General features: G+C 65.5%; 9 protein-coding genes. 4 read left to right on the forward strand and 5 right to left on the reverse strand.

Annotated features, from left to right (window positions below):
• The first annotated feature begins 118 nt into the window (after positions 1-118).
• The 3 genes from M2427_RS17570 to M2427_RS17580 are packed head-to-tail and all read left to right on the forward strand — an operon-like array spanning position 119 to position 5,218.
• The gene (locus tag M2427_RS17570) at positions 119-799 is read left to right on the forward strand and encodes a response regulator transcription factor (protein ID WP_057753113.1); all 681 of its coding nucleotides are present in this window, start codon (positions 119-121) and stop codon (positions 797-799) included.
• Positions 783-2,243, forward strand: a complete 1,461-nt coding sequence (locus M2427_RS17575; RefSeq protein ID WP_280707726.1) for an ATP-binding protein — start codon at positions 783-785, stop codon at positions 2,241-2,243. The genes M2427_RS17570 and M2427_RS17575 overlap by 17 nt, the downstream gene beginning before the upstream one ends.
• A complete protein-coding gene (locus M2427_RS17580) occupies positions 2,240-5,218 on the forward strand; it encodes a bifunctional [glutamine synthetase] adenylyltransferase/[glutamine synthetase]-adenylyl-L-tyrosine phosphorylase (RefSeq protein WP_280707728.1) in 2,979 nt (992 codons plus the stop codon). The genes M2427_RS17575 and M2427_RS17580 overlap by 4 nt, the downstream gene beginning before the upstream one ends.
• Here the strand turns inward: M2427_RS17580 and M2427_RS17585 are convergent.
• Genes M2427_RS17585 through M2427_RS17605 form a run of 5 tightly spaced genes read right to left on the reverse strand, consistent with a single transcriptional unit; the run spans position 5,184 to position 11,167 of the window.
• Positions 5,184-5,420 carry a formate dehydrogenase subunit delta gene (locus M2427_RS17585; protein ID WP_280707729.1) on the reverse strand — a complete coding sequence of 79 codons (237 nt, stop codon included), beginning with the start codon at positions 5,418-5,420 and terminating at the stop codon, positions 5,184-5,186. The two genes, M2427_RS17580 and M2427_RS17585, sit on opposite strands and share 35 nt — an antisense overlap.
• Entirely contained in the window at positions 5,407-6,237 is an 831-nt protein-coding gene (gene fdhD, locus M2427_RS17590; RefSeq protein WP_280707730.1) for a formate dehydrogenase accessory sulfurtransferase FdhD, read from the reverse strand. Before fdhD ends, M2427_RS17585 begins: the two co-directional genes overlap by 14 nt.
• A 4-nt stretch (positions 6,238-6,241) precedes the next feature.
• Complete coding sequence (gene fdhF / locus M2427_RS17595; RefSeq protein ID WP_280707731.1) at positions 6,242-9,115, reverse strand: formate dehydrogenase subunit alpha; 2,874 nt, start codon at positions 9,113-9,115, stop codon at positions 6,242-6,244.
• 10 nt (positions 9,116-9,125) lie between these two features.
• Positions 9,126-10,682 (reverse strand): NADH-quinone oxidoreductase subunit NuoF, encoded by a 1,557-nt coding sequence (locus M2427_RS17600; RefSeq protein WP_280707732.1) that lies wholly within the window; start codon positions 10,680-10,682, stop codon positions 9,126-9,128.
• Complete coding sequence (locus tag M2427_RS17605) at positions 10,679-11,167, reverse strand: formate dehydrogenase subunit gamma (protein ID WP_280707733.1); 489 nt, start codon at positions 11,165-11,167, stop codon at positions 10,679-10,681. Before M2427_RS17605 ends, M2427_RS17600 begins: the two co-directional genes overlap by 4 nt.
• Positions 11,168-11,392: 225 nt before the next feature.
• On the opposite strand from M2427_RS17605, the gene M2427_RS17610 reads away from it, so the two are divergent.
• Positions 11,393-12,286 carry a LysR family transcriptional regulator gene (locus tag M2427_RS17610; protein WP_280707735.1) on the forward strand — a complete coding sequence of 298 codons (894 nt, stop codon included), beginning with the start codon at positions 11,393-11,395 and terminating at the stop codon, positions 12,284-12,286.
• Positions 12,287-12,288: the final 2 nt, after the last annotated feature.

A 12,288-nucleotide genomic window follows, 5' to 3' on the forward strand; every position in this document is an offset into this window, starting at 1 on the left:
CCCAGCTTCACCGCCCGCCTTTTTGCCTACCCGGGTCTGGTTCACTCGGCTTGCATGCGATTGCTGCTCGCGCCATGTTTAGAGAAGGTTGACCTCCTTGACCGCCGCCGAACGCACGATGCGCCTCCTCATCATCGAAGACGACCGCGAATCCGCCGACTACCTCGTCAAGGCGTTTCGCGAGGTCGGACACATTGCCGACCACGCCGGCGACGGCGAGGAAGGCCTCGCCATGGCCGAGAGCGGCGATTACGACGTGCTGGTGGTCGATCGCATGCTGCCGAAGCGCGACGGGCTGTCGCTGATCGGCGCGCTACGCGACAAGGGCGACACGACGCCTGTGCTGATCTTGTCCGCGCTCGGTCAGGTCGACGACCGCATCAAGGGTCTGCGCGCCGGCGGCGACGACTATCTGCCGAAGCCCTATTCCTTCGCCGAGCTGCTCGCCCGCGTCGAGGTGCTGTCGCGCCGTCGCGGCGGACCTGCCGAGGACACGCTCTACCGCGTCGGCGATCTCGAGCTCGACCGGCTCTCCCACCGCGTCGCCCGCGGCAAGGACGAGCTGACGCTGCAGCCGCGCGAATTCCGCCTGCTCGAATACCTCATGAAGCATGCCGGCCAGGTGGTGACGCGCACCATGCTGCTGGAAAACGTCTGGGACTATCATTTCGATCCGCAGACCAACGTGATCGACGTGCACATTTCGCGGCTGCGCTCCAAGATCGATAAGGGATTCGAGCGGCCGCTGCTGCACACGATCCGCGGCGCCGGGTACATGATCCGTGACGGCATTCGGTAAACTGATCCGAACGACGGCATTCCGGCTGACGCTGGTCTACCTGTTCCTGTTCGCGATCTTCGCGGCGTCGCTGCTCGGCTATTTCGCCTGGAACACGCGGCGGATGATCACCGAGGAGATTACGCAGACGGTCAATGCCGAGACCTCGGAGATCAACGAGATCTACGGCCGCGGCGGCATGTTTCGCCTGGTGCGCACGATCGAATCCCGCGCGCTGCGGCCGGGTGCCAATCTCTACCTCGTGACCACGCCGACCGGTCAGGCGATCGCCGGCAATGTCGGTTCGCTGGCCCCCGGCGTGATGGCGACGCGCGGCTGGTCGGAGACCGCCTATCGGCGGATCGAGGACACCGATGACCGCGATCATCGCGCGCTGGTTCGCGTCACCGAATTGGAGAACGGCTTCCGGCTCCTGGTCGGCCGTGACCTTGCCGAGCGGCGGCGCCTGTTCGGCATCGTGGCCAAGGCTGCGCAATGGTCGATCCTGATCGTCGTCGTGCTCGGCCTTGGCGGCGGCGTCTTCGTCGCGCGCAGGGTGCTGACGCGCATCGATGCGATGAGCGGCACAGCGCATCGCATCATGACCGGCGATCTCAGCGAGCGCCTGCCGGTCGGGCGCAGCGGCGACGAGCTCGACCGCCTCGCCGAGAACCTCAACGCCATGCTGGAGCGGATCGAGGCGCTGATGTCGGGGCTCAAGGAAGTCTCCGACAACATTGCCCATGACCTCAAGACGCCGCTGACGCGGCTCCGTAACCGGGCCGAGGAGGCGCTGGCGAAATCCGGTTGCGAGGCCGATTACCGCGCCGCGCTGGAACGGACCATCGAGGAGTCCGACGGGCTGATCCGCACCTTCAATGCGCTGCTGATGATCGCGCGCGCGGAGTCCGGTCAGGCGCGCGGCAACATGGATGATTTCGATGCCGCCGAAGTCGCGGGCGGCATTCACGAGCTCTACGAGCCGCTCGCCGAAGAGGACGGCATGACCCTGAAGGTCAAGACCCAGACGGCGCCGATTCACGGCAATCGCGAATTGATCAGCCAGGCACTCGCCAATCTCGTCGAGAATGCGATCAAATACGGCAAGCCGGCGGCGCCGTCGGCGGGGTCAGTGGTCAGCATGGACGCGCGTCAGATCACGATCGAGGCGAGGCGCGAGGGCGATCAGGTGTTGCTCAGCGTCACCGATCGCGGTCCCGGAATTCCGGAAGGCGATCGCAAGCACGCCATCGAGCGCTTCGTGCGGCTGGAAGCGAGCCGCACGATGCCGGGCTCCGGCCTCGGCCTCAGCCTCGCATCCGCCGTCGCCACATTGCATGGCGGCGAATTGCGGCTGGGCGATGCCCATCCCGGTCTCGTCGCCACGCTGGTGCTACCGGCGCGGGGAGCGGCCGGCGACAGGGTTGCTCCGCCAATGCCGGATGTGCCACAGAAGGTGGCATGAACCAATCCGCGCCGGGAAACGCGGACAAGCATGGTGAGAGCCTGGCCACGCGGTTTGTGGAGGCTCCCCATGTTGCCGTTTCCAGATCAGACGAACGACGTTTTGATAATTGGCTGGCCGAGCTCGAGCCGGCGCAATCGGCCCGTCTGGAGGTGCTGCTGGCCTATCCCTTCGCGCGGGATATTCTCGCGGGTATCGCGGAATTCTCGCCTTATTTGTTCGATCTGGTGCGCGCCGATCCGTTCCGCCTGATCCGATTGCTCGAATGCGAACCGGATGCGCATTTGGCCGTGCTGATTGCGGCGGCGAGGGGCGCCGTGCTTGCCGCACCCGATGAGGCCGAGGTGATGCGGCTGCTCCGCCGCATGAAAGGCGAGGCAGCGCTGCTGATCGCGCTGTGCGACATCGGCGGGGTCTGGCCGGTGATGCGGGTGACGGCGGCGTTGACGGACCTTGCGGTCTCCTCGGTGCAGGCGGCGCTCCAATATTTGCTGCGTCAGGAGGCCGCACGTGGAAAGATCCTGCCGCTCAATATTGAGGCACCGGAGGTCGGTTGCGGCCTGATCGTGCTCGCCATGGGCAAGATGGGCGCGGGCGAGCTGAACTACTCCAGCGACATCGATCTCATCGTTTTCTTCGATCCCGACGCCACGACGCTTGCGGGCGATATCGAGCCGCAGCCGTTCTTCGTCCGGGTGACGCAGGGCATGGCCCGCATCCTCCAGCAGCGTACATATGACGGCTATGTGTTCCGCGTCGACCTGCGGCTGCGGCCGGATCCGTCCTCGACGCAAGTCGCGATCTCGCGCGACGCCGCGCTGAACTATTACGAGCGGGAAGGCCGCACCTGGGAGCGCGCCGCGATGATCAAGGCGCGTGCCTGCGCCGGCGACGCTAGGGCGGGCGAGGCGCTGCTTGCTGAAATCGCGCCCTTCGTCTGGCGCAAGCATCTCGATTTCGCAGCCCTTGCCGATGTTCACGACATGAAGCGGCAGATGCAGACCTATCGCGGTCAAAGCGACATCGCGGTCGAGGGCCACAACGTCAAGGTCGGCCGCGGCGGCATCCGCGAGATCGAGTTCTTCGCCCAGACTCAGCAGCTGATCGCCGGTGGCCGCCATCCGGAACTGCGGGTGCGGCCGACGCTTGCCGCGCTCAACATCCTCGCTGCGCGCGACTGGATCACATCCGCCGCGCGCGACGAACTGACCACGGCCTATGAATTCCTGCGCCGGGTCGAGCATCGTCTTCAGATGATCGCCGACGAGCAGACCCATGCGCTGCCTGACGACAAGGAGGCAGTCGAACGTTTCGCCTGGTTCTTCGGTTATGACAGCCGCGAGGCCTTCGCGCGCGATCTGTTGCGTCAGCTCGAGATCGTCCAGGGACATTACGAAAAGCTGTTCGAAGGCGATGATCCCACCGGCACGGCAAGCCTGCCGGCGATCGACTATCGCGCCGGCCCTGATGATCCGCGCCTGCTCCAGCACCTGACGACGCTCGGCTTCAAGAAGCCTGCGGCCGTGGCGCAGACCATCCGCGATTGGCTCACCGGCGACTACCGCGTCTTCCGCAACAAGCAGACGCGAAACGCCTTCGTCGAATTCGTGCCGGCCCTGATCGACGGCCTCGCGCATGCCGAGGAGCCGGACCGGGCGGTCGTCGCGTTCGACCATTTTCTTGGGGCGCTCCAGCGCGGCGGCCGGCTGATCACGCTGCTCGGCCAGAACCGCGATCTCGTCGCGCTCGTGGCGCTCGTGCTTGGCGCAGCTCCCCGGCTTGGCGAGATGCTGGCGCGGCAACCGCAGCTGATGGACGGCCTGATCGATCCGCGCTTCTTCGGTGCGATGCCGGATCGTCAGGAATTGTCGGCGCGGCTGGCGACCACCGTGCAGGACGCCGGCTCCTACGAGGAGTTTCTGGACCGCCTTCGCCTGTTCGGGCAGGAGAGCCTGTTCCTGATCGGCACGCGCATCCTCTCCGGCACCGTCTCGGCGCAGCAGGCGAGCACGGCCTTCGCCGACGTGGCCGAGGGCATCGTCCACACCGTTCACGGCCTCGTCGCCGATCGCTTTGCCGCCCAGCACGGGCGAATCAAGGGGCAGGAGACCGCGATCATCGCGATGGGGCGGCTCGGCAGCCGCGAGATGACGGCGTCCTCGGATCTCGATTTGATCCTGCTTTACGATTTCGACAGCGACAACCCGGACTCGGACGGCCAGAAATCACTCCATGGCGCGCATTACTTCGCCCGCTTCACCCAGCGCCTGATCAGTGCCTTCACGACCCGCACCAATTACGGCGTGCTCTACGAGATCGACATGCGGCTGCGGCCGTCGGGGCGCGCAGGGCCGGTGGCGTCGAGCCTCGTGTCATTCGCGGACTACCAGGCCGTTGAGGCCTGGACCTGGGAGCACATGGCGCTGACGCGCGCGCGCGTGGTGTCGGCATCGCCGGAGTTTACCACACGGATCGAGAGCATCATCCGCGAGGTCCTGACCCGCCGTCGCGACCCTGCGATCACCGCCAACGACGTCGCCGACATGCGCCGCGCGATCGCGCAGGAGAAGGGCGAGACCGATTATTGGGACCTCAAATACGCTTCAGGAGGCATGGTCGACATCGACTTCATCGCGCAATATCTCCAGCTCGTCCATGCCCATGACAAGCCCGACATTCTCGACGTCTCGACCGTGCAGGTGCTGGAGAATGCCGCAAGGCTTGGCGTGCTGCCGCAATCGCAAGCGGAGATTTTGCGCGCCGCGGCGCGGCTCTATCACGATCTCACGCAGATCCTGCGGCTCTGCGTCAGCGATCGCTTCAAGCCGGAAACCGCCGGCACCGATCTTCAGCGCGTCATGGCACGCGCCGGCGATGCGCCGGATTTCTCATCGCTGGAAGCGCGCGTGAAGGAGACGCAGAGCGAAGTGCGGCGCGTGTTCAACGCGCTTCTGGAAGGAAAGTTGCCTGCTTGAGGGAGGTCAAGGCTTCGAGCACGTTCGGCTCGAGGCCTGCGCCGCCGGCATCGAGATGCGCGAAGATCGCGCGCTTCATCCGGGGATCCCAGAACTTCTTGATGTGGTCGGCGATCCCTGGCACGGCCTTGTCGTGGCCCTGGCTGCGGAAGAACGTGCCGATCTGGTTGGCCATGTAGACGAGACGGTCAGGCGACGACATGGATGATCTCCGGAGCGCAAGGAGCCGTAATGCGGCCCTGATGCGTGAACACTTCAAACCCGTCGCTGCGGGCGATTGCAATCAGCGTGATGCCGGCCGCGGCTGCGGTGCGAACCGCGAGTGCGGTGGGAGCGGAAACCGCGACCATCACGGGCGCGCCGATGGCTGCGGTCTTCTGCACCATCTCGACCGAGACGCGGCTGGTCAGTAGTACCAGGCCGCCGCTCGCGTCGGTCCGGCTGCGCGCCAGCGAACCCGCAAGCTTGTCGAGCGCGTTATGGCGGCCGACGTCCTCGCGCAGGGCCACGATACCGTTTGCGGGCGACCAAAAGGCCGCCGCGTGAGCCGCTCGGGTCTGGATGTTGATCGCTTGCAGGGGCGCGATGGTCTGCATCGCCATCATGACCTGGTCGGGCGTGAAGGTGTGCCCCTGCGACACGATCGCGGCGGGCCGTATGGCTTCGGCGATGGAGTCGATGCCGCAGATGCCGCAGCCGGTGGGGCCGGCGATGTGACGGCGACGCTCGCTGATGCGTGCGGCGTTGTCCTGCTCCAGCCACATCCGCAGCTCGATGCCGTCGTCGAGCCTGATCACATCGAGCGACTTGATGTCGTCGACCGATGTGATGATGCCTTCGTCCAGGCTGAAGCCGACCGCGAAATCTTCCAGGTTCTGCGGCGTCCCCATCATGACGGCATAGGTGCCGCCATTGTAAGTCAGCGCCAGCGGCGTCTCCTCGGGGATCAGCCGCGTCCCCTCTGACGCGACACCGTCGCGCCAGATCTCGCGGTCGATGGCCTGGACCGGCACGTGCATGCGGTTACTCCGCGGCCTCGGCCGGTGCGATGCGGCGGGAGTGCCGCGCCTGCTCGTCGTAGCTCTTCTGCCAGTCGGACGGTCCGTTCGACGGCGAGATCTGCACCGCCGTGACCTTGTATTCGGGGCAGTTGGTCGCCCAATCCGAATAGTCTGTCGTGATCACGTTGGCCTGCGTGTCCGGGTGGTGGAAGGTGGTGTAGACGACACCCGGGGAGACACGGTCGGTGATCTCCGCGCGCAGCGTGGTCTCGCCGGCGCGGCTCGTGAGCCGCACCCAGTCACCATCGCGCACGCCGCGCTGCTCGGCATCGTGCGGATGGATCTCCAGGAGATCCTCCGCATGCCAGACCACGTTCTCGGTGCGCCGTGTCTGCGCGCCGACATTGTACTGGCTGAGGATGCGGCCGGTCGTGAGCAGCAGCGGGAAGCGGGGGCCGGTGCGCTCGTCGGTTGCGACATATTCGGTGACGATGAACTTGCCCTTGCCGCGGACGAAGCCGTCGATATGCATCACCGGCGTGCCCTCCGGCGCCTTCTCGTTGCAGGGCCACTGCACCGAGCCGAGCTCGTCGAGCTTGGCGTAGGAGACGCCGGTGAAGGTCGGGGTCAGCGCCGCGATCTCGTCCATGATCTCGGAAGGGTGGCTGTAGTTCATCGCGAAGCCCATCGCCTTGGCGAGGCCGATCGTGACCTCCCAGTCGGCCATGCCGTTCTTCGGCGACATCACCTTGCGCACGCGCTGGATGCGGCGCTCCGCGTTGGTGAACGTGCCGTCCTTTTCCAGGAAGCTCGAGCCGGGCAGGAAGACGTGGGCGTAGTTCGCGGTCTCGTTCAGGAAGAGGTCGTGAACGATGACGCATTCCATGGCCGACAACGCCGCCACCACGTGCTTGGTGTTGGGGTCGGACTGGAGAATGTCCTCGCCCTGGACGTAGAGGCCCATGAATGTGCCTTCGATCGCGGCATCGAACATGTTGGGAATGCGCAAGCCCGGCTCCGGGTTGAGCTTGACGTTCCACAGCGCCTCGAACTGGTCGCGCACGGCATCGCCCGAGATGTGGCGATAGCCCGGCAGCTCGTGCGGGAACGAGCCCATGTCGCAGGAGCCCTGCACGTTGTTCTGGCCGCGCAGCGGATTCACGCCGACGCCGGGACGGCCGATATTGCCTGTCGCCATCGCGAGGTTGGCGATCGCGATCACCGTGGTCGAGCCCTGGCTGTGCTCGGTGACGCCGAGCCCGTAATAGATCGCGCCATTGCCGCCGGTGGCGTAGATGCGAGCCGCTTCACGCAGCGTCTTCGGGTCGACGCCCGTCAGGATGGCCGTCGCTTCCGGGCTGTGCTTCGCTTGCGCGACGAAGGCGGCCCATTCCTCGAACTCGGCCCAGTCGCAGCGCTCGCGCACGAAGGCCTCGTTGACGAGGCCTTCGGTGACGATGACATGCGCCAGCGCGGTGACGACCGCGACGTTGGTGCCGGGCATCAGGGGCAGATGCAGCGCCTTCACATGCGGCGATTCCACCATCTCGGTGCGGCGCGGATCGATCACGATCAGCTTGGCGCCCTGGCGCAGCCGTTTCTTCAGGCGCGAAGCGAACACCGGATGGGCCGAAGCCGGATTGGCGCCGATGATCACGGCGACGTCGGTGTCCTCGACCGAGTCGAAATCCTGGGTGCCGGCCGACGTGCCGAACGTTTGCGACAGGCCATAGCCGGTCGGCGAGTGGCAGACACGGGCGCAGGTGTCGACATTGTTGTTGCCGAAGCCGGCGCGGATCAGCTTCTGCACCAGATAGGTCTCCTCATTGGTGCAGCGGGAGGAGGTGATGCCGCCGATGGCATCGCGGCCGTACTTCTTCTGAATGCCGCGCATCCTGGCGGCGGCAAACGAGAACGCTTCGTCCCAGGAGACTTCCTTCCAGGGATCCTCGATCCGCTCGCGGATCATGGGTTTAAGGATGCGCTCCTTGTGGTTGGTGTAGCCCCAGGCGAAGCGGCCCTTGACGCAGGAATGGCCGCGATTGGCCTTGCCGTCCTTGTAGGGCACCATGCGCACGACTTCCTCGCCGCGCATCTCCGCCTTGAAGGCGCAACCAACGCCGCAATAGGCACAGGTAGTGACGACGGAATGCTCGGGCTGGCCGATCTCGATCACGGATTTTTCCGTCAGCGTCGCGGTCGGGCAGGCCTGCACGCAGGCGCCGCAGGAGACGCATTCGGAGCCGAGAAAACTCTCGCTCATGCCGGGCGAGACGCGGCTGTCGAAGCCGCGGCCGGAGATGGTCAGCGCGAACGTGCCTTGCACCTCCTCGCAGGCGCGGACGCAGCGCGAGCAGACGATGCATTTGGAGGGATCGTAGGTGAAGTACGGGTTGGACTCGTCCTTCGGCATCCAGGCGGCGTTGACCTCGCCATTGGATTTCGCGAACACGTGGTTCTCGCCCTCATAGCCGTAGCGCACGTCGCGCAGGCCAACGGCCCCGGCCATGTCCTGCAACTCGCAATCGCCATTGGCGCCGCAGGTGAGGCAGTCGAGCGGATGGTCGGAGATATAGAGCTCCATCACGCCCTTGCGCAGCTTCTTCAGCCGTTCGCTCTGGGTGTGGACCACGAGGCCGTTCATGACGGGTGTGGTGCAGGAGGCCGGCGTGCCGGCGCGGCCCTCGATCTCGACGACGCAGAGGCGGCAGGAGCCGAACGCGTCGACCATGTCGGTCGCGCAAAGCTTCGGGATCTGGTGGCCGGCGTCCATCGCGGCCCGCATGATCGAGGTGCCCTCGGGCACCGTGACCTCGTTGCCGTCGATGGTCAGCGTGACCATCGTTGATGATTTGGAGCGCGGCGTGCCGAAGTCGATTTCTTCGATCAGAGACATTGTCGTTCTCCTATTCCGCGGCCTGAAGCGTGGTTGGTGCCGGGACAAAGTCTTCCCGGAAATGCTTCAAGGCGCTGAGCACGGGGTAGGGCGTGAAGCCGCCGAGTGCGCAGAGCGAGCCGAATTTCATGGTGTTGCAGAGGTCTTCGACGAGCGCGAGGTTTTCGCCGACCCGCTCGCCGCGGATGATCTTCTCGATGGTCTCGACGCCGCGGGTCGAGCCGATGCGGCAGGGCGTGCACTTGCCGCAGGATTCGACGGCGCAGAATTCCATGGCGAAACGCGCCTGCTTGCGCATGTCGACGCTGTCGTCGAACACGACGATGCCGCCATGGCCGATCAGGCCGTCGCGCGCAGCAAAGGCCTCATAGTCGAACGGCGTGTCGAACAGCGCGCGCGGGAAATAGGCGCCGAGCGGACCGCCGACCTGTACCGCGCGGACCGGGCGGCCGGTGAACGTGCCGCCACCGATGTCGTCGACGAGCTCGCCGAGCGTCACGCCGAACGCCGTCTCGAACAGTCCGCCCTGGCGGATGTTGCCGGCAAGCTGGATCGGCATCGTGCCGCGCGAGCGGCCCATGCCGAAATCGGCATAGGCCTTGGCGCCTTCGGCGAGGATGAAGGGGATAGCCGCAAACGACAGCACGTTGTTGATGACGGTCGGCTTGCCGAACAATCCATGATGCGCCGGCAGCGGCGGCTTGGCGCGGACCAGGCCACGGCGGCCTTCGAGGCTCTCCAGCAGCGAGGTTTCTTCGCCGCAAACGTAAGCGCCGGCCCCGACGCGCACTTCCATGTCGAAGCTGTAGGTCGAGCCGCCGATCTTGTCGCCGAGATAGCCGCCGCGCCGCGCCGTGACGATGGCCGCATTCATCGCCTCGACCGCGTGCGGATATTCGCTGCGGATGTAGATGTAGCCCTTGGTGGCACCAACGGTGATACCTGATGTGGTCATGCCTTCGATGACGAGGAAGGGATCGCCTTCCATGATCATGCGGTCGGCAAAGGTGCCGCTGTCGCCCTCGTCCGCATTGCAGACGATGAACTTGCGGTCAGCCTTCGCTTGCGCGACCGTCTTCCACTTGATGCCGGTCGGAAAACCCGCGCCGCCGCGGCCGCGCAGGCCGGACGCCGTGACTTCGTTGAGGATCGCATCCGAGCCGAGCGAGAGTGCACGCTCCAGGCCCTTGTAGCCGCCATGGGCGCGGTAGTCCTCGAGCGAGCGCGGATCGATCACACCGCAGCGGGCGAAGGTGAGGCGGGTTTGGCGCTTCAGCCAGGGAATTTCGTCGGCGATGCCGAGCAGCAAGGCGTGCGGTCCGTTGCTCACCATCGACTCCAGCACGGAGGCGACATCCTCCGCGCTGACCGGGCCATAGGCAACGCGGCCGCCCGGGGTTGCCACCTCAACCATTGGCTCCAGCCAGCAGAGCCCGCGCGAGCCGGTCCTGACGATCTCGACCGGCAGGCCGCGCTTCGCCGCGACCTGCTCGAAGGCTGCGGCAATATCATCGGCGCCGACGGCAACCGCGGCAGCGTCACGTGGAATGAAGATCTTCATGCTCATCGCTGCGCCTCCGCAACCAGCGCATCGATGCGCTTCTCGTCGAGCCGGCCAATGAGGCGGCCATCGAGCATCGCGGAGGGCGCGGTCGCGCACAGCCCGAGACAGTAGATCGGCTCCAGCGTGACGCGATCATCCGCGGTGGTATGTCCGAGCGAAACGCCAAGCTTCGATTCAGCCCGCGCCGCCAGCGCATCGCCGCCGGCGGCCTGGCAGGCTTCGGCGCGGCACAGCTTCAGCACGTGGCGGCCGGCCGGCTTGTGGCGGAAATCATGGTAGAAGGTGAAGACGCCGTGGACCTCGGCGCGCGACAGGTTCAGCGCCTGCGCCACCATGGGAATCGCGGCCTCCGGTACGTAACCGAACGCGCCCTGAAGCGCGTGCAGAATGACGAGCGTCGCGCCTTCCTGGTCGGCATGTTCGGCGATGATTTCAGCGCCGCGTGTCTCGTTCCAAGGCTCGTAACAAGGCTCGTAAACGGCTGTCATTCTTCGTTCTCGGATTGAGCGTCCCTTCCACGCAAACTATTTGGAATCGTTCGAAGATCAATAAAGCTGTCTCATGCTGCGATTGCGAATTCAGATCGATTTGAAAGCGCAATCGATCGATACGATCAGGTAATGAAACTTGTATCGACTACCGGTTTTTGCGTGTTGGTGCAGGTCGGGCGTGATAGCTTGCACGCCACGACTTGAGATCCAGGGGACGGACGGTTGATCGACAAGCTTGAATTGCTGCTGGCGCTGGCCAAGGAACGGCATTTTGGACGGGCGGCAGAGGCCTGCGGCGTCACCCAGCCGACGATGTCGACCGGGCTGAAGCAGCTCGAGGAGATCCTCGGCGTGATGCTGGTCCAGCGCGGCTCCCGTTTCCAGGGATTTACGCCGGAAGGCGAGCGGGCGCTCGACTGGGCGCGGCGCATCGTCGGCGATGCCCGCGCCATGCGCGACGAGATCAACGGGTTGAAGCATCAGCTCTCCGGCGAGATCCGCATTGCGGCGATCCCGACCGTGCTCGGCATGGTCGCGTCGCTGACGACGCCGTTCCGTGCGCGGCATCCCGAGGTGCGCTTCAGCATCCGCTCGACGACCTCATCCGAGGTGCTGGGGCTGCTCGAAAATCTCGAGGTCGATGCGGGACTGACCTATATCGAGAACGAGCCGATCGGCAAGGTGCGCACCATTCCGCTCTACAACGAGAGCTATCGCCTCCTGACCGCGCCCGATGCGATGTTCGGCGACCGCGAGTCCGTCACGTGGAGCGAGGTCGGCCAGGTGCCGCTGTGCCTGTTGACGCCTGACATGCAGAACCGCCGCATCATCGACCGCGCGCTGCGCTCGGTCGGTGCGGAGGCGACGCCGACGCTGACCTCGAACTCGCTGCTGGTGCTGTTCACCCATGTCAAGACGGGACGGTGGGCGAGCGTGATGCCGGCCAAGCTCGCCGAGACGCTCGGCCTCTCCGACAAGGTCCGCACCATCCCGATCGTCGATCCCGAGGTCAATTACAGCATCGGGCTCGTGATCCCGCAGCGCGATCCGATGACGCCGCTGATCGCAGCACTGGTCAATATCGCGCGCGAAGTTGCGCCGTCGCTGCAATCCTAGTC

Origin of the sequence: Bradyrhizobium sp. BR13661 (assembly GCF_029892425.1) — a bacterium.
Taxonomy (GTDB): domain Bacteria; phylum Pseudomonadota; class Alphaproteobacteria; order Rhizobiales; family Xanthobacteraceae; genus Bradyrhizobium.